Source organism: Halorientalis marina (genome assembly GCF_023028345.1).
GTDB lineage: Archaea > Halobacteriota > Halobacteria > Halobacteriales > Haloarculaceae > Halorientalis > Halorientalis marina.
The window spans coordinates 732534-748956 of record NZ_CP095487.1; the positions used below are offsets into that span (position 1 = coordinate 732534).

Here is a 16423-nt window from a genome sequence, read left to right on the forward strand (position 1 = left end):
CGAGCAGGGTGGTCGGCCGCGCGCTCGACCGACCCCAGGTGGTCACTCCGAAATTCTATATCGCGGCATACAGTTTATCCGCCGCCGCTCGGCTCCGGTTCTGACGGTCTGGAGGCGACGGAATCCGCGGAAATTACCTCATTCGGCGGTAAACTGGGCCACCGAATCGAACTCACCGGCGACGATGGCGTCCGCGACGGCGTCGGTGTCGACCTCGCCGACGTCGTTGGGGTACTTCCGCTTGAAGTACCCGAGCAGGTTCTCGATGTCGCGGGTGAGGAGTTCGTCGGCGTTCTCGTGGTCGGTCGGGACGGCCTGGGGCCAGTCGAAAACCGTCACGCCGTCGTCGGCGACGAAAACGTTGTACTCGCTCATGTCTGCGTGGACGTATCCCTCGTCGTAAGCCGCCGCGACCTCACGGCAGACGAGATCGAGGATCGGCACCACCTGGCCGGGCTCGAGTTTCGTCCGCGAGAGTTCGGTCCCATCGATGCGCTCCATGACGATGGCGTGTCGGTTCTGGTCGATCGGACGGGGGACGCTCACGTCCGGGTAGAGTCCCTCCAGGGCGTCGTACTCCCGCTCGGCAGCCTTTCGGGCCGTGTACTGCCAGGAGACGTGGTCGCGGTCGGCCGTGTACTCCCGTTCTTTCATCACTTCACGGAAGTTGGTGTACCCCTCGCGGTGGAACTTCAGCGCGAACGGCTTGTACGAGCGCACCTCGTACACGTCACTCTCCTTCCCGACGCCCAGCGGCGACCCGAAGGCGTCGATGGTCTCGCGCTCGATGAGGGTGTGCAGGGCCAGGGCGTCGTACCCCTCGAACGTGAGCTTGAACCCCTGGTACTGGATCGTCTTGCGTTCGATCAACCCCCTGTCCTCACACCGGTCCAGCCGGTAGTCCACGTTCTCGGCGGTGAGCCGAGAGAACTCCGGGAGCTTCTCGCGGGCGACCCACTCCGAGAACCGCATCCCCTGCTCGATGCCCGAGAGCAGATAGAAGTCCTCGGGTTCGAGCTCCCGCATCAGCGGCGCCACGTTCTCGACCATCACCGCTCCGTAGACGACCCGCGGGTAAAAGCCCGACGCGTCCGCCGTCCGGCGGCCATAAATTTCATGCCGCTATATCGAATCTCCGGCTCCGGGCGACGTCGACCCCCTGGTCGACGCAATCGCTTTGTCCGTCGGGCCGCTACCCGGTGGCATGACCGATCTCGCCGACCGGGAGTGGCGACTCGTCCGCGAAACGGCCCGTGACGGCCCGATGCACATGGCCCTGGACGAGGTCGCCGCCGAAACCGCTGCCGACGGCGGCCCGCGGACGGTCCGGGTCTACCGGTGGGAGCCCAGCACGCTCTCGCTGGGCTACCACCAGGACCCCGAAACGGTCGACTGGGAGTACTGCGAGCGCGAGGGCATCACCGTCACGCGCCGCCCGACCGGCGGCGGGGCGATCTATCACGACAACTACGGCGATATCTCCTACTCCATCGTCGCCCCTGCCGACGAACTCCCCGGCGATCTGATGGACACCTACGAACTCCTCTGTCAGCCGCTGTTCGATGCCCTCGACGGAATCGGAATCGATGCCGGATTCGCGGAGACGGAGCGGCCGCCGGTCCACGAACCGGCCTGCTATCTGCGGGCGCTCCACCCCGCCCACGACGTGGTCGCGGCCGACGGCCGAAAACTCAGCGGGAACGCCCAGTACCGTCGGCGGGACAGCGTCATCCAGCACGGTTCTATCACGTACGCGAGCGATCCGGGACGACAGCTCGCTCCCTTCGCGACCGACGAGGTGACGCCCGCGGCCTTCCGCGAGCGGGTCACAGCCATCGACGAGCACGCGGATATCGACCGGGCCGGAGCGGTCGCGGCCCTGGAGGACGCGCTGGCGACCTGGGCCGACGCCGACCAGGGTGGCTGGACCGACGCCGAGGTCGCGCGCGCACGCGAGCGTGCACGGGAAAAGTACGAGACAGAGGCGTGGACGCGGAACCGGGTCGAGCCGGACTGACCCGTCCCGACGCGAGGACCCCGGGTCGCGGATATCGACACGGCTTTGCCGAGCGATGCCTACCTCCCGATATGCTCAGAGTCGGCGCACACGCGTCTATCGCCGGTGGCGTCCACAACGCCGTCGACGAACAAACGGAGTACGCGGGCAACTGCGGGCAGATTTTCTCCCACTCCCCGCAGGTCTGGCAGGACCCGAACATCGACCCCGACAACGCCGCGCAGTTCCGCGACGCCTCCGCCGAACACGGCGTGGGACCGTGGGTCATCCACTCCTCGTATCTCGTCAACCTCTGTACGCCGAAAGACGATCTCCGACGGAAGTCCATCGACTCGATGCAGGCGGAAGTCGACGCGGCCGACCTGCTGGACATCGAGTACGTCAACGTCCACCTCGGCGCACACACCGGCGCCGGCGTCGATGGAGGTCTCGACAACGCCGCGAGCGCGCTGGACGAACTCGACGTCCCGGATGGCGTCACCGTTCTGATCGAGAGCGACGCCGGGAGCGGTACGAAACTCGGCGGGCAGTTCGAACACCTCGCGACCGTCCGCGAGCGCACGTCGCTGGACGTCGAGTTCTGTCTCGACACGGCCCACGCCTTCGCCGCGGGCTACGACGTCTCGACCCCCGAGGGCGTCGCCGAGACCGTCGCCGAGTTCGACGACGTGGTCGGCCTCGACGACCTCGCCTGCATCCACCTCAACGACTCCAAACACGAGTGCGGGACGAACAAGGACGAGCACGCCCACGTCGGCGAGGGCCTGATCGGCGAGGACGGGATGCGCGCGCTGATCAACCACGAGGAACTGCGGGACGTCCCGCTCGTGCTCGAAACCCCGACGGAAGACGGCAAGGGCTTCGAGTGGAACGTCGAGCGGGTCCGAGAACTCCGGGACGACGAGTAAATTCCCACGACGGAAACGGTTTCGACGCGGTGAACGCTCGGGAACGGTTTAGGGCTGGCAGCCGTGGCCCCGCGTATGCCTCGACGACAGCGTACCGGATATCCGTGGCCGCGCCAAACGGGGGTCTGCCACCCGTGAATTACCTGCTCTGGGCGCTGGGGGCGATGGTGAGCTACTCGTTCGTGTTCCTCTTCGTGAAACTCGCCCAGCGGGAACTCCCGATATTCACGGTCATGTCCATCGCGATTTTCGTGTTGATGGCGACGACGACGGTCGTGACGGTGGCGACCGGCGAGTGGGACCCGTCTCCACACGCCGGCGTCCACACGCTGTACGCGCTCGCCGCCGGGTTCGGACTGGCCGGCGCGGTCGTCGGGTACTTCCGTGCGCTCTCGCTCGGGCCGGTCAGTTCGGTCGTCCCCATCTACGGGCTGTTCATCGTCGGCGGGTCCGTCCTCGGTATCGTCGTGTTGAACGAACCCCTCACGGCCCGGAAGGGGCTCGGCATCGCCTTCGCCGTCTGTAGCGTCTTTCTCATCGCGACGTGAGCGGCTTCGAACCGCTTTTGCCCGCCGACGTGTCAGGTGTCCCCGTGCGCGAGTTCAGCGCGTCGTACCTGCAACGGACCCGGACGGGGATGTGGGACGGGGCCCGCGAGGCCCTGTCGGAACTGGCGCTTGACAGCCGCGGGCGGGTCCTCGACGTGGGCTGTGGGACGGGCGAACTGACGGCCGTCCTCCGCGAGGAGACCGACGCGACGGTCGTCGGGCTGGACGCGAACCGCGACCTGCTCGGCCACGCGACCCCGCCGATCGTCCAGGGTGACGCGCTCTCGCTCCCCTTCCCGGACGACAGCTTCGACCTCGTCGTCTGTCAGGCCCTGCTCATCAATCTCCCCGACCCGGAGGCTGCGGTGCGGGAGTTCGCTCGCGTCTCCAGCGACCGCGTCGCGGCCATCGAGCCGGACAACGGTGCGGTATCGATCACCTCGACCGCCGATCCCGAAGCGAGACTCGCCCGGCGCGCACGGGCGCTCTACCTCTCGGGGGTCGAGACGGACGTGACTCTCGGGGCGGACGCCGCGGACGTGTTCGCGGACGCCGGACTGGCCGATGTCTCCACGCGCCGGTACGATCACGAACGGATCGTCGACCCGCCGTACTCGGAGGCGGCCATCGAGGCCGCCCGGCGGAAGGCCAGCGGTGCCGGGCTCGACGACGACCGCGCGACGATGCTCGCCGGCGACGCGACCCCGGCCGACCTCGACGACCTCCGCCAGGCCTGGCGTGCGATGGGTCGCGACGTCGTCGAGCAAATGCGCGACGACGACTACTACCGCCGCGAAGTCGTCCCCTTCTTCGTCACTACGGGCCGCGTCTGACGTACCACTTTCCGTATGAAAGTATGACAGATGGCTTATGGTAGAAACATACGAAATATGGTACAATTTGTGACGGGAAATTTATGAATTTGCGAACAGCGGGCAGAATCCGTGAACTGCCGACTCAGCCGTTCCTGGGTGTGTCGCGCCGGTCTACCGCGAGGCTGTATCCGCCGTCTTCTTCCCCTTCGCCATCGTCGCCTTCCGCTCCGTCTTCACCGCCGTCCTCCTCGTCACCGTCCTCGGCAGGCTCGCCACAGCCGGCGACTCCGGCGAGGCCGACTCCTGCGACAGCCAGCAGCCGTCGCCGTGTGGACGTTCTGACCATACGTGAGATGCGACGTGAGGGCATATCAACGTGACCGCCTCACACTCGCTCGGTCGTCACCACGAAGTCCGCGAGGAACTTCTCCCCCCACTCCCGGGCGCCGTCGACACACATCGCCACGTAGTAGGGGATCGGTTCCGGGTCCGTGAGGCCGCCCTCGCTGGTGGCGATCAGTCGCTCGTCGAGTGCCTTCACCTGCCCCCCATTGTATCCCTCGTAGGTAGAAACTCTGGTAGCGGGGACATCGACCATCTCGTAGCGGTACTCGCGTTCGCGGTAGCGTTCGTATTCGTCGTCGGGCACGTCCGGGACGAGGACGGCGTTGAGCCGGGCGTCGGGGTCGGGTTCGACGTTACAGATGGCTTTCTCGCCGTTTTCCCCCTCGCGGTGGGCCGAGACCTTGTTGAACGACCGGCGGTACCCCTCGACCGCCACGGGAATCGCTTCGGCGACGGTCTCGGGCGAGAGCGTCGCTTTGAGTTCCTCCGGGTCGAGCAGGCTCCCGTACACGAGGACGCCTCGACTGGTCACGGTCGCCCCCTGTCCGCGTCGGTCACACCACGTCCCCCCGAACGGTCGCGCCGGCCTGTTGCGCCCGGTAGGCCTCGACGGTCTCGGCGGCGTCCTCGGCTTCCTCGGGGTCGAGCCCGAGCATCTCCAGTGCACCGGACAGCAGGGGGAAGGCGAACTCGCTCTCGCGGAGTTTTCTGAAGGCTTCCTCACTGCGTGTCCCGTCCACCCACAGGCAGGCACCGCGTGGGTCGAGTATCTGCTCGTAGTTGCCCTGGTCGACGGCGGCTTTCAGTCGCTGGGTGACGTTGTCCTCGAAGGAGGCGTTACAGACCTCCAGGTGAATCGGCTCGTCGTCGTCGACGAGGTGGGCTGCGAGACATTTCTCGGGCGCGGCGTGGCCGTTGGCGTTCGCCCGCAGGTACTCGGGGTACTGTGTGGCCCAGTCGGCGTCGACGGTCTTGCCGACCCCCTTGACGCCGTGGGACTCGCGGAACTCGGCCTCGCGGTCGGCTTCCCGCCCAAACAGCATATCCTTCGTGATGTAGACGTCCAGCCGTTCGACGGGATCCAGCCCGAGCGCCACGTCGCCGTAGACCCACACCTCGCGGACGGGGACCGGCATCGGCTCGGACGCGACGGTGTCGACCAGCTCCTCGACGCGAGCGACGGCCGCGTCCCGGTCCAGATCGGTCATCGTCCGGGATAGGCGAGCGACGGTGAAAACGGTTTCCGGTCGGTACCGACTCGCGGAACGGCCGCTATCTAGTTGGGCCCCGAGCGACAACCCACGTCGACGTGAAACGAGAGACCTTCGGCGACGGCGGGGACAGACTGGTGTTCGTCATGGGCTACGGGAACCGGGCGCGACACGACGGGATTCGGTGGCTCCTCGACCACCTCGTCGAGGCCGGCTACCGCGTCGACACCTTCGAGATTCCGCGGACCATCACCGACTTCGAGACGGAGTACCTGCGCCCGGTCGAGGCCCACCTCGCCGACCTCGACGAATATCGACTGCTCTCCCACAGCACCGGTGGCCTCATCACCCGGTACATCGACGACACCGAACCGATCACGCGGACCTACCTCAGCCCGTGGTGGGGGTTCCACGACGACCTGGACAATCCCCTGGTTTCGGTGCTGATGAAACTCCCCATCCCGCGACCGATTCTCCCGGCCAGCGCCACGCGCGAGGACCTCGGCGTCCTGGCCTCCGACGACTGGCTCGAAGACTCCCCGGACTACGCGGCCCCGACCTTCCTCCGGGAGGCCAACCGCGCCCAGGAGCGGATGCCCCCGTTCGACACCGACGACGCCGTCTTCTACTGTCCGACGGACTCCATCGTCGGCGTCGACGCCATCGAGACCCAGACACCGGATGTCAACCGCGTCGCCTACGAGGGGGGCCACGAACTGTTCAACTCGCGTTCGCGGGACGACCACATCGACACCGTCCTCGCTGCCGTCGACGAGGGCGCCGACGCGCTGTAACTCAGGCGCGTTTCCCCTCGTCGGTGCTGACATGGACCGTCTTTTCGACGGTCGCGTGGACGACGCCCTCGTCGTCGACGAGATCGATACTGTACTCGCGGTCGATGGCGTCCGTGTCAGTGAGTGCTCGTCGGATCGCCTCGACTTCTTCGTCGGGAACCGTACAGGTCGCGTAGAGGTCGGACTCGCCGGGCTTTTTGAACCGGATTTCGGCGGCTTTGTCCCAGACGACGTAGTCATCGCCGAGCCGGTTGATCAGCATGAGCATGTAGATCGGATCGACGGCACCGTACATCGATCCGCCAAATACCGTGCCGACGTAGTTGCGCGTCCGCCAGCTGTGGGGGATTCGGACACGGACCTCGGACCAGTCGGGGGCGATGTGCGTGACCCGGCCCCCGGTCCCGCGGTAGGCCGGAAACAGTCGAAAGGCGAGCTGCCACAGCCGCGCGCGAAATCGGTCGAGCATGCCGGGGCCGAAGCGACCCGCGGGGAAGTACGTTTCCGAAACGGTCAACCGCCCGCGCGGGCAACGAACGCGCAATGACCTGCGACAAGTGCGGGGCCGACGCGGTGATGCACGCCGCCTACTCCGGCCTGCACCTCTGTGCCGATCACTTCTGTCGCTCCGTCGAGTCCCGACTGCGCCACCGCGTCCGCGAGGACGCCCTCCTCCCCGACGACGCCACCTCCGAGGACCCGGAGACGTGGCTGATCGGCCTCTCCGGCGGGAAAGACAGCGTCGTCCTCACGGAAATCCTCCACCACACCTTCGCCGAGGACCCCCGCGTCGAACTCGTCGCCCTCACGATCCACGAGGGCATCGAGGGCTACCGCGACGAGTCGCTGGACGCCTGTCTCGAACTCACCGACGACCTCGACATCCGCCACGAGGTCGTCACCTACGAGGAGGAGTTCGACCTCCGGATGGACGACGTGGTCGAATCCGATCCCGAGAACATGGCCGCCTGTGCCTACTGTGGCGTCTTCCGACGGGACCTCCTCTCGGCGTACGCCGACGAGTACGACGCCGACAAACTCCTCACCGGGCACAACCTCGACGACGAGGCCCAGACCGCGCTGATGAACTTCTTCGAGGGCGACGTCGAGCAGATGGCGAAACACTTCGACGCCAGCCTCGGCGCCTTCGCGGAGGGGGGCGAGACCCCCGCCCGCGTCCGCGGCACCGACGGCCCCTTCGTCCCCCGCGCCAAGCCCCTGCGGGACGTGCCCGAGAAGGAGATCGCCCTCTACGCCCAACTCCGGGACCTGCCAGCCCACATCACCGAGTGCCCGCACGCCAGCGAGGCCTACCGCGGCGAGATCCAGTCGCTCCTCCTCGACATGGAGGAGCGCCATCCCGGGACGCGCCACTCGATCATGGCCGGCTACGAGGACCTCGCCGCCCTCGCCGCTGAGAAGTACCGGAGCGGCGACCCCGCCGACGGGACCGGCGAGTGCGACCGCTGTGGCGCACCCTCCCGCCGCGAGTTCTGCCGGAAGTGCCAGCTCGTCGAGTCCGTCCACGCTGCCGACTGACGACCGGGGTCGACGTCCCCCGCAGTCCGCTCGGCGTCTGACGTCCGTCACACGGAAAGCGGACGCTCGGCCGACGTAAACGCGTGTTTTCACCAGTTTCTGCGAGCGCGAACCGCTGGTCTAACGCGACGGGTTACGAAAAAAGCGAGGTCGTCGGGCCGATCAGTTCGTGCGGATGACGTCGAGTCCGCCGTTATTGTCGGTCTCGTTCTGGCCGCCGTCGCCCCAGGCGTCACCCTCGCGGGTGTCGACGTTCTCGCTGGCGTCGAACGCCTCGGCGTCGGCGGGGTCGGCGATCTCGCCGTCGCCGGTGTTCATCGCCTGCTTGGACTTGTCGGCCTGCTTCTGGGCGGTCGGGCCGAGGATCTGAGCGGACTGGACGCCGGTCATGATAGCCATGACCCGCACCTTGCCCTTGTACTCCTCCTGGATGCGCGCGCCCCAGATGACGTTGGCGTTTGCCTCCAGGCGGTCGGTGATGTTGCTCGCGATGCCCTCGGCTTCGTCGAGGGTGAGGTCGGGGCCGCCGGTGATGTGGACCAGGCCGCCCGAGGCACCGCGGTAGTCCACGTCCAGCAGCGGGTGGTTCATCGCGTCCTTGACGACCTCCTCGGTCTTGTTCTTGTCCTGGGTCTCGCCGACGAGCATCACCGCGACGCCGCCCTGGTTCATGATTGCGGACATGTCGGCGTAGTCCAGGTTGATGAGCGAGGGCTGGGTGATGGTCTCGGAGATGCCTTTGACCGTCTCCGCGATGATCTGGTCCATCACCGAGAAGGCCTTGCCGATGGGCAGGTTCGGCACGTAATCCAGCAGGCGGTTGTTGTCGAGCACGATGATCGAGTCGGCCTCGTTGCGGAGCCGTTCGAGACCTTCCTCGGCTTTGACCGTGCGTGCGCGCTCGACGTTGAACGGCGTCGACACCATGCCGACGACGATGGCGCCCTGCTCTTTGGCGATCTTCGAGACCACCGGCGCGGCGCCGGTCCCGGTCCCGCCACCCATACCGGCGGTGACGAAGACGAGGTCGGCCTCGCCGATGACCTCCTTGATCGTGCCCTGTGCCATCTCGGTGGCGCGCTCGCCCATGTTGGGGTCGCCACCGGCACCGAGCCCGTTGGTGAGGGACTTCCCGACCAGGATCTTCGTGTCGGCCTCGATCATCTCGAGGTGCTGGCGGTCGGTGTTGATGGCGATGGTCTCGGCACCGTCGACGCCGATGTTGTACAGGCGGTTGACCGTGTTGTTGCCGGCACCGCCGGCGCCGACGATGACGATCCGGGGCTCACCGAACCCCTTCGCGTCCTCGGTGGACTGCTGCTCTTTCTCTTTCTCGTCGTTTTCGAGGGCGGATTTGACCAGGTCCTGCATGGTCTACACCTTCGCCCAGCTGCGTTTGCGCTTGTCGGAGGACTCGCTGTTGCCCTCGTGCTCGTTTAGCATATTTCGAACAGCCGCGCGAATCGCCTCGCTGCGGTTCGGGTACTCCCCGGTTTCGACCATCTGTTCGACCTCTTCGATCTGCTGCTTCGGAATCCGTAGTGTCACACGCTCCATATTTTTGGTTCCCCTTGGGGTAAGACGACCTGGGGTGTGTCACCGCGCCCCGTGTGTTGTACACACCGGAACCACCAGACAGCGGGTGGATGTTTGCACCACGCCCGGTATGTCATACGAGCCGTCTTACGCAGGGATTACATCTGACTGTGGGATTATAAAACTTTCCCCGTTCGTAAGACAGTAGTGTCTTAATCGAGTAAACGGTGTTTAACAGGTGTTTACTGCCGGCTACGGCTGGTCGAGGACGTCCGCGGCTGGGGTCCGGCGGCCACAACCGGGGCAGAAGGCCCAGTCTGACCGGAGTTCGTCCCCGCAATCACAGAACACTCGCCGGGCGGCCTTTTCCCCGCAATTCGGGCAGTGGACGTGCTCTGGCGACAGTTCTTCACCGCACTGATTACACGTTTTACGCCGGTCGGCGGTCGTGTCTGACGTCTCGGCGGGTTCGTCAACGTCCGTCTTACGCTCGTCGACGGAAACGTCGTCGTCGGCGGCTGACGCGCCGTCGAGCGAGATGTTTACGTTGACGTCCTGGGGCTGACGGGGCGTAAACGCGCCGTCGAGCCGGTCCGCGATGATCGCGTCCACACGTTCCGCGACGAGCGCGTCGAGACTCTCGTCGCCGTCCGACGAGGGCGTCGACGCCGGCGTGGTCGTGTCGGACGGCTCCCGATCCTCGAGGTAGGACCGGAGTGCATCCCGCATGACCTCGCTTTTGGACGCGTCGAACTCCTCGAGTTGCTCGATGAGTTCGTCGTCCGCACGGAACGTGATCTTGCTCATTCGCTCTGTCATACACCACGTCTCCCGTCCTACTTCAATCTTCCCGCCTGTCTGACGCGTGTCGTCGTACCGTCGTCACGGCCTGTTCGGCGGGGTCGGACCACCAGTCGCTCGGAGCGCCGTCCCCCGGTCCGCAATGATAACCGTTAAGTCCCGCACTCGACCTACTACCTGATGCGACCGCCCTTAGCTCAGACTGGTAGAGCAGTCGACTGTAGATCGACTTGTCCCCCGTTCAAATCGGGGAGGGCGGATGAACGCAGTGAAGCCGACCGAGCCGATTCGAGCCTGGAAGTCGAAGCGGCCGAGCGAAGCGAGGCCGTCGCCTTCCTCAGTTCAAATCGGGGAGGGCGGATTTTTTCCTGCAACCGAATACGAGCGGTGAGAACTCTCTCCCGACACGATTCGAGCCCGGAAGTCGCGCGCGATGAAACGACTGTCCCACACCGCCCGAGAGGGTGCGGTGACCGATAGTGAGTAGCGAGACTGGCGCACGTTCACGGCCCGGGGCCGCCGGCTCTCAGGCGCGTTTCTCCGGGGGTCGCTCGTCGCCCCCGAGCCACTCCACGCGGCGGATGTCGTAGCCGCCACAGCTCGGACAGACCTGGTACTGTCGGTCGAACCGAGTGTGACAGGTGAGACACTCGTACCTGCCGTCACCCTCGCTCGTTAGTAACTGCCTGATCCGGGCGAACGTGCTCATCGTATCACGTCCCCGGCGGGAGGTACCGCCCGCGCGACAGGTGCCCCTGACCGGTCGCTCGCACCTCTGGCCTCAGTCATGTTACACGGATACGAACTGCCACCTAATGAAAACCCCAGACCGTTCAACCGCACCACGGGAGTCGAATCCGCTGGACTATTTAGGGACTCTATATGTCCATCTAGTGGTGTTTGGTAGGGGTCTCTCGACTCCCGTCTACCCGACTCGGGCACCGCGGTGTTCAAGTGTGCTTGCGCTAATCACGCGTTCGTGGGAGTCTCGTTCGACCTCTTCGGGACGCTCGTCGACGTCGACCGACCCGACGACCCGGCCGCCGCGGTCGCGGCGGAACTCCGTGCTCGCGATGTAATCGTCCCGGACGACTGGGACGAGGCGTATCGCGAGCCACATCTCGATCCACCCGAGGGCGCCGAGGTGCCGCTGCAGGCCCACGTCGCCGCCGCGCTGTCGAGTCGCGGCGTCGAGCGGCCGGGCGACAACGCGGTCCGCCGGGCGGTCATCGCCGCGTTCGACCCGACGGTGCGGACCCGCGAGGGGGCCGTCGCCGCCGTCGACGCGGCCGCCGAGTACGGGCCGGTCGGCGTCTGCTCGAACTGTAGCGTCCCCGAGCTCGTGTCCCGCGCGCTCCTGCGCTCGGAGATCGACCGTGACCGCCTCGATGCCATCGTGACCAGCGCCGACTGCGGCTGGCGCAAGCCCGACCGACGCGCGTTCGAGACGGTCGCGACCGCGCTGGGGGTCGACCTTTCGGCGCTCGTCCACGTCGGCGACGATCCGGCGACTGACGGGGGCGCCGAGGAAGCCGGGGCGACGCCCGTCCTGCTCGAGGAGGTCTCGCTCGCCGACCTGCCGGCGTGGCTGGCCGACCGACGACGGGGTGAGTGAGATGCTGGGAGCAGGCGCGGTCGGACTGGCGCTCGCGCTCGACGCCGCGGTGGGGGAGCCACCGACCTCCCTCCACCCGGTCGCGTGGTTCGGCCGTCTCGCCGCGCCCCTGGACCGCGCGTGGGTGCGTCCCCGACTCGTCGGCCTCGTGGGTGCGGTCGCGCTCCCGCTCCTCGCGGCCGGTGCCGTCGGCGGACTGGTAGTCGTCGCCACGCGGGCGGACTCGCTGGTCGGCGTCGCTGCCGCGGGCGTCGCGCTCTTTCTGACGACGAGCTTCCGGACGCTGCTGTCGACGGCGGTCGCGGTGAGCGCGGCGACCGACCGCGACCTCGCGAGCGCCCGCGACGAACTCCGGGCGCTGGCCGGTCGGGACGCCGCGTCGCTGTCGGCGGGGCAGGTCCGCAGCGCCGCCGTCGAGAGCGCGGCGGAGAACCTCGCCGACGGACTGGTCGCGCCGCTCCTCGCGTTCGCACTCGGCGCGCAGTTCTCGCTCGCGGTCGGGGCCGCCCTCGCGGCGTGGGTGAAAGCCGTCAACACGATGGACTCCATGCTGGGCTACCGGTCGAAGCCGGTCGGGTGGGCGCCGGCGCGACTGGACGACCTCGTGATGTGGGCGCCCGCCCGCGCGAGCGCGGTCCTGCTGGCCGTCGCGGCGATGGCTCCCGGTGCGCTCACTGCGGCCGCCCGCTGGGTCCGCGACGTGCCATCGCCGAACTCGGGGTGGCCGATGGGCGCGCTCGCGGCCGCGCTGGACGTGCGCCTGGAGAAGCCCGGCGTCTACGTCCTGAACGGCGATGCCGACCTCCCGTCGGTCGCGACGGCCCGGCGCGCCGTCCGGACGGTCGCGGTCGCGGGCCTGCTCGCCTACGTTGCAGCCGCTGTCGTCGCCGCACTCGGCGGGGGGGTGAGCGTGTGACCGACTCCGACGATCCCGACGCGGCGGGCGCGGTCGACGGGACGGGCGCGACGACGGCGGGCGAAGACGATGTGACTGCCGGGAGCGCCGGCGGCCTCCTGCCGGCGGTCGCCGGCGGGTTCGGGTTCCTCTCGCGGCTCCCGGTCGGGGCGGGCCGTGCGGGCTGGGAGGCGTTCCAGCACCGCCCGGTCGCGTTCGTCCCGGTCGGCTACGTCGTCGGCGCGCTGGTTGCGCTGCCCTTCCTCGTTGGCCTGCCGCCGGCGACGCTCGCGCTCGTCTACCCGGTCGCGCTCGTCGCCGTGACGGGCATCAACCACGCGGACGGCGTGGCGGACCTCGGCGACGCGGCGGTGGTCCACGGCGACGCCGAGAAGCGCCGGCGGGTCCTCGAAGACAGCCAGATCGGCGTCGGCGGGACGGTCGCGCTCGTCCTCGTCGTCGCCGGGCTGGCACTGGGCGCGCTGGGTCTCGCCGGCCGACCCGCCGTCCAGGTCGCCGGCGTCGTCGTCGCCGCGGAGGTGGGCGCGAAACTCGGGATGGCGACGCTCGCCTGTCTCGGGACGGCTCCCTTCGACGGGCTGGGTGCGGCGCTGACGAGCGCCTCGACGGAGCGGGACCTGCTCGCGCCGGTGCTGGTGGCCCTGCCGGCCGCGTTCCTGTCGTGGCCGTCGCCGGCCGCTGGCGTCGCGCTCGCGGCCGCGTTCGGCACGGCCCTTCTCGTGTGGCGCTGGGCCGAGGACACGCTCGGCGGCGTCAACGGTGACGCCTTCGGGGCGACGAACGAACTCGCGCGCATCGTCGCGCTCCACGCAGGGGTGATCGCGTGGACGCTCTCGTGATGTGCGGCGGGAAGGGGACGCGGCTGGACGCCGCGGTCGAGAAACCACTCTACGAGGTCGACGGGACGCCGATGGTGGACCGCGTCCTCGACGCGCTGGTCGCGAGTGGGGTCGACGCCGTCCACGCGGTCGTCTCCCCGCACGCGCCGGGCACGCGCGAGCACCTGCGCGAGCGCGCGTGCGACGTAATCGAAACCCCTGGCGAAGGGTACGTGACCGACCTCGGTGTGGCGCTCGAGGCCGACCGCATCGAGCGGCCGGTGCTGACCTGCGTGGCGGACCTGCCCCTGCTCGCGGCCGACGCCGTGGACGACGTGCTGGCGACGCACGCCGAGCGAGCGGTCGACTCGCTGACGGTCGCGGTCCCGGCGGCGCTCAAGCGGGCGCTGGGGACCAGCGTCGACACGACGACGACCCACGAGGGGCGGACGGTCGCGCCGGTCGGGCTGAACGTCGTCGGCGCGGGCGGGACCGACGGACTGGTGTGCTCCTACGACGCGCGGCTGGCGGTCAACGTCAACCGTGCGGGCGACGCTGCGGTCGCGGAACGGCTGGCGTAGCCCGCGACACCTGCCACAACGCCCACTTATTTCCGTTCGCTCCCGATGTGTATGCCATGACTATGTGGTGCTCCGTCAACGGTAGTGGCGAACGCCCCGGAGGGTCTCGGCCGGTGGCGACAGCGAGAGCGGCGACCGATGTCACACGCCGGTATCGACGATGAATCCGGACGCGGTCGACGAACTGCTCGCGGGTGCGGACCGGGACGACGCGAACGCGCGCGTCCCACACGGGAGTAGCGACGACCCACGGATTCTCGATTTCAGCGCGAACACGAACCCGCGGTATCCGGACGGCGTCACGCGGGTCTACAGTTCGGCACTCCCGGCGGCACAGTCCTACCCCGCCGACGACTACAGCGAGTATCGGATCGCGGCCGGCGAGTACGTCGGCTGCGAGCCGCACGCGGTCGTCCCGACCCCGGGCGGACTGGCGGCCATGCGGCTGGCTATCGGGACCTGCGTGCGCCCCGGCGAGTCCGTGCTCGTCCCGTATCCGAGCTTCGGCGAGTACGACCGGGAGGTCCGGCTCCAGGGCGGCGAGCCGACGCCGGTGGCCCACGACGACCTGCTCGACGCCGACCCGGGCGACCACGCGATGGCCGTCGTCTGTAATCCAAACAATCCGACGGGCGACGCCGCCGACCCCGACGAACTGCGCTCGTTCGCGGCCCGGTGTCGCGATGCCGACACCGTGTTGCTGGTCGACGAGGCGTTCCTGGGGTTCACCGACCAGCCCTCCCTCGCGGGGACCGACGGCGTCGTCGTGGCCCGCTCGCTGACGAAACTGTTCGGCCTGCCCGGCCTCCGGATGGGCTTCGCGGTCGCGACGGGCCGGCTCCACGACCGGCTGGCAGCCGCGCGGCGGACCTGGAACCTCTCGGTCCCGGCGATGGCCGTCGGCGAACACTGTATGACCTGCGAGGCGTTCGTCGACGAGACGTGCGCCCGGGTCGCTCGTGAGCGCGCCCGGATGGCCGAGCGCCTGGCGGCGCGGTTCGACGTTCACGACTCGGACGCACCCTTCCTCCTGCTCGACGCGGGGTCGACGGAGGACGCGACCCAGGCTATCGACGACGCGCGCACGCACGACATCGCGATCAGGGACGCGCGGACGTTCCGCGGGCTGGACTCCCACGTCCGGGTCGCCGTCCGCCTGCCCGACGAGAACGACCGTCTGCTCGCGGCACTGGGTGTCTGATGGCGACGGTCCGCGACGGAATCTGCCGGGTCCGCAAGGAGGGGGCACGCTGGCTCACGACCGGCTTCGACGGGGGCTACCGGACGGCCAACGCCGCGTACAACGTCTCCGTCCCCGAGGGGTTCGACCGGACGGACCTCCTGACCTACGTCCGCGAGCGCCGCGAGCACGCTGGCTTCGACGAGCCCGGTCCGGCGACGCTGACCGGCGTCGACCTCGCCCACGCGCGCGGTGCCCGGTCGGGTCCCGTCGAGGTTCTGGCGACGGTCGGCCTCTCCAATCCGTCGACGTTGCCGTTGGACCCGGCTGGCGGGGGTGGCGATAGCGGGGGCCGCGAGGAGGACGCTCCCGGCGACGACCCGCCGACCGGGACCGTCAATCTCCTCGTCACCACGGCGCGTGCGCTCGACGACGGCGCCCTCGCGACGCTCCTGGGGACGGCCGTCGAGGCCAAGACCGCGACGCTGCTCGCCGAGACGGGCTTCACCGGGACGACCTCCGACGCCGTCATCGTAGGCGCGGACCCGAGCGGCGAGCCGGCGGCCTTCGCCGGGAGCGCGACGCCGGTCGGCGCGGCGACCCGTGCCTGCGTCCGCGAGGCCGTCCGCGCCGCGCTCGCCGCGCGCTACCCCGACCGCGCGTTCCCCCGCTCCGTCGCCGACGCCGACCACGGTGCCGTGACCGACCGCCGGGCGACCGTCTTCGAACTCTGAACAACGGAAATTGTCTAGGTTCGTCAGAAACCAAACCTCAGTTTGGTTAAGACAAGCACAATTGT

Annotated in this window: 21 protein-coding genes and 1 tRNA gene; 13 read left to right on the forward strand and 9 right to left on the reverse strand. The window is 68.3% G+C overall.

Annotated features, from left to right (window positions below):
- Positions 1-138 precede the first annotated feature (138 nt).
- Positions 139-1050 (reverse strand): serine/threonine-protein kinase RIO2, encoded by a 912-nt coding sequence (locus tag MUG96_RS03910; RefSeq protein ID WP_246986698.1) that lies wholly within the window; start codon positions 1048-1050, stop codon positions 139-141.
- A gap of 154 nt (positions 1051-1204) precedes the next feature.
- Here MUG96_RS03910 and MUG96_RS03915 point away from each other — a divergent pair, with 154 nt between their 5' ends.
- The 4 genes from MUG96_RS03915 to MUG96_RS03930 all read left to right on the forward strand — a co-directional run bounded on the left by MUG96_RS03915 (position 1205) and on the right by MUG96_RS03930 (position 4306).
- Positions 1205-2017 (forward strand): lipoate--protein ligase family protein, encoded by an 813-nt coding sequence (locus MUG96_RS03915; RefSeq protein WP_246986700.1) that lies wholly within the window; start codon positions 1205-1207, stop codon positions 2015-2017.
- 71 nt (positions 2018-2088) lie between these two features.
- Positions 2089-2925 carry a deoxyribonuclease IV gene (locus MUG96_RS03920; protein WP_246986702.1) on the forward strand — a complete coding sequence of 279 codons (837 nt, stop codon included), beginning with the start codon at positions 2089-2091 and terminating at the stop codon, positions 2923-2925.
- 134 nt (positions 2926-3059) lie between these two features.
- Positions 3060-3473: an EamA family transporter gene (locus MUG96_RS03925; protein WP_246986704.1), complete on the forward strand. Its 414-nt coding sequence runs from the start codon at positions 3060-3062 to the stop codon at positions 3471-3473.
- A gap of 44 nt (positions 3474-3517) precedes the next feature.
- Positions 3518-4306: a class I SAM-dependent methyltransferase gene (locus MUG96_RS03930; RefSeq protein ID WP_373222088.1), complete on the forward strand. Its 789-nt coding sequence runs from the start codon at positions 3518-3520 to the stop codon at positions 4304-4306.
- Positions 4307-4430: 124 nt separating this feature from the next.
- Here MUG96_RS03930 and MUG96_RS03935 read toward each other — a convergent pair whose 3' ends face one another.
- The 3 genes from MUG96_RS03935 to MUG96_RS03945 are packed head-to-tail and all read right to left on the reverse strand — an operon-like array spanning position 4431 to position 5841.
- Entirely contained in the window at positions 4431-4634 is a 204-nt protein-coding gene (locus MUG96_RS03935; RefSeq protein ID WP_246986706.1) for a hypothetical protein, read from the reverse strand.
- A 39-nt stretch (positions 4635-4673) separates the two neighbouring features.
- Positions 4674-5165: a gamma-glutamylcyclotransferase family protein gene (locus MUG96_RS03940; protein ID WP_246986708.1), complete on the reverse strand. Its 492-nt coding sequence runs from the start codon at positions 5163-5165 to the stop codon at positions 4674-4676.
- A 22-nt stretch (positions 5166-5187) separates the two neighbouring features.
- On the reverse strand, positions 5188-5841 hold the full coding sequence (locus MUG96_RS03945; protein ID WP_246986710.1) for a DUF7095 family protein: 654 nt from the start codon (positions 5839-5841) through the stop codon (positions 5188-5190).
- A gap of 101 nt (positions 5842-5942) precedes the next feature.
- Between MUG96_RS03945 and MUG96_RS03950 the strand changes: the two genes are divergently transcribed.
- On the forward strand, positions 5943-6638 hold the full coding sequence (locus MUG96_RS03950) for an alpha/beta fold hydrolase (protein WP_246986712.1): 696 nt from the start codon (positions 5943-5945) through the stop codon (positions 6636-6638).
- 1 nt (position 6639) lies between these two features.
- Here the strand turns inward: MUG96_RS03950 and MUG96_RS03955 are convergent, their stop codons facing one another.
- Positions 6640-7107, reverse strand: a complete 468-nt coding sequence (locus tag MUG96_RS03955) for a DUF4442 domain-containing protein (RefSeq protein WP_246986714.1) — start codon at positions 7105-7107, stop codon at positions 6640-6642.
- 74 nt (positions 7108-7181) lie between these two features.
- Between MUG96_RS03955 and ncsA the strand changes: the two genes are divergently transcribed.
- On the forward strand, positions 7182-8177 hold the full coding sequence (gene ncsA / locus MUG96_RS03960) for a tRNA 2-thiolation protein NcsA (RefSeq protein ID WP_246986716.1): 996 nt from the start codon (positions 7182-7184) through the stop codon (positions 8175-8177).
- A gap of 162 nt (positions 8178-8339) precedes the next feature.
- On the opposite strand, the gene ftsZ is transcribed toward ncsA, so the two are convergent.
- The 3 genes from ftsZ to MUG96_RS03975 all read right to left on the reverse strand — a co-directional run bounded on the left by ftsZ (position 8340) and on the right by MUG96_RS03975 (position 10520).
- Positions 8340-9548, reverse strand: a complete 1209-nt coding sequence (ftsZ, locus tag MUG96_RS03965; RefSeq protein WP_246986718.1) for a cell division protein FtsZ — start codon at positions 9546-9548, stop codon at positions 8340-8342.
- A 3-nt stretch (positions 9549-9551) separates the two neighbouring features.
- Positions 9552-9734 carry a transcriptional regulator CdrS gene (gene cdrS, locus MUG96_RS03970; protein ID WP_246986720.1) on the reverse strand — a complete coding sequence of 61 codons (183 nt, stop codon included), beginning with the start codon at positions 9732-9734 and terminating at the stop codon, positions 9552-9554.
- 231 nt (positions 9735-9965) lie between these two features.
- Positions 9966-10520 (reverse strand): double zinc ribbon domain-containing protein, encoded by a 555-nt coding sequence (locus tag MUG96_RS03975; protein ID WP_246988616.1) that lies wholly within the window; start codon positions 10518-10520, stop codon positions 9966-9968.
- 180 nt (positions 10521-10700) lie between these two features.
- Between MUG96_RS03975 and MUG96_RS03980 the strand changes: the two genes are divergently transcribed.
- A tRNA-Tyr gene (locus MUG96_RS03980) sits at positions 10701-10774 on the forward strand.
- A 266-nt stretch (positions 10775-11040) separates the two neighbouring features.
- Here MUG96_RS03980 and MUG96_RS03985 read toward each other — a convergent pair.
- The gene (locus tag MUG96_RS03985; RefSeq protein ID WP_246986722.1) at positions 11041-11223 is read right to left on the reverse strand and encodes a hydrogenase maturation nickel metallochaperone HypA; all 183 of its coding nucleotides are present in this window, start codon (positions 11221-11223) and stop codon (positions 11041-11043) included.
- Positions 11224-11493: 270 nt separating this feature from the next.
- Between MUG96_RS03985 and MUG96_RS03990 the strand changes: the two genes are divergently transcribed.
- From MUG96_RS03990 to MUG96_RS04015, 6 genes are all read left to right on the forward strand, one after another.
- The gene (locus MUG96_RS03990; RefSeq protein ID WP_246986724.1) at positions 11494-12129 is read left to right on the forward strand and encodes an HAD family hydrolase; all 636 of its coding nucleotides are present in this window, start codon (positions 11494-11496) and stop codon (positions 12127-12129) included.
- A 1-nt stretch (position 12130) separates the two neighbouring features.
- Positions 12131-13045: an adenosylcobinamide-phosphate synthase CbiB gene (cbiB, locus tag MUG96_RS03995; RefSeq protein WP_246986726.1), complete on the forward strand. Its 915-nt coding sequence runs from the start codon at positions 12131-12133 to the stop codon at positions 13043-13045.
- 71 nt (positions 13046-13116) lie between these two features.
- Positions 13117-13884: an adenosylcobinamide-GDP ribazoletransferase gene (gene cobS, locus MUG96_RS04000; RefSeq protein ID WP_246988617.1), complete on the forward strand. Its 768-nt coding sequence runs from the start codon at positions 13117-13119 to the stop codon at positions 13882-13884.
- Positions 13884-14444, forward strand: coding sequence for an NTP transferase domain-containing protein (locus tag MUG96_RS04005; RefSeq protein ID WP_246988619.1), 561 nt, complete (start codon positions 13884-13886; stop codon positions 14442-14444). Before cobS ends, MUG96_RS04005 begins: the two co-directional genes overlap by 1 nt.
- Before the next feature lie 160 nt (positions 14445-14604).
- On the forward strand, positions 14605-15645 hold the full coding sequence (locus MUG96_RS04010; protein WP_246986727.1) for a threonine-phosphate decarboxylase: 1041 nt from the start codon (positions 14605-14607) through the stop codon (positions 15643-15645).
- The gene (locus MUG96_RS04015; RefSeq protein WP_246986729.1) at positions 15645-16358 is read left to right on the forward strand and encodes an adenosylcobinamide amidohydrolase; all 714 of its coding nucleotides are present in this window, start codon (positions 15645-15647) and stop codon (positions 16356-16358) included. The genes MUG96_RS04010 and MUG96_RS04015 overlap by 1 nt, the downstream gene beginning before the upstream one ends.
- Positions 16359-16423: the final 65 nt, after the last annotated feature.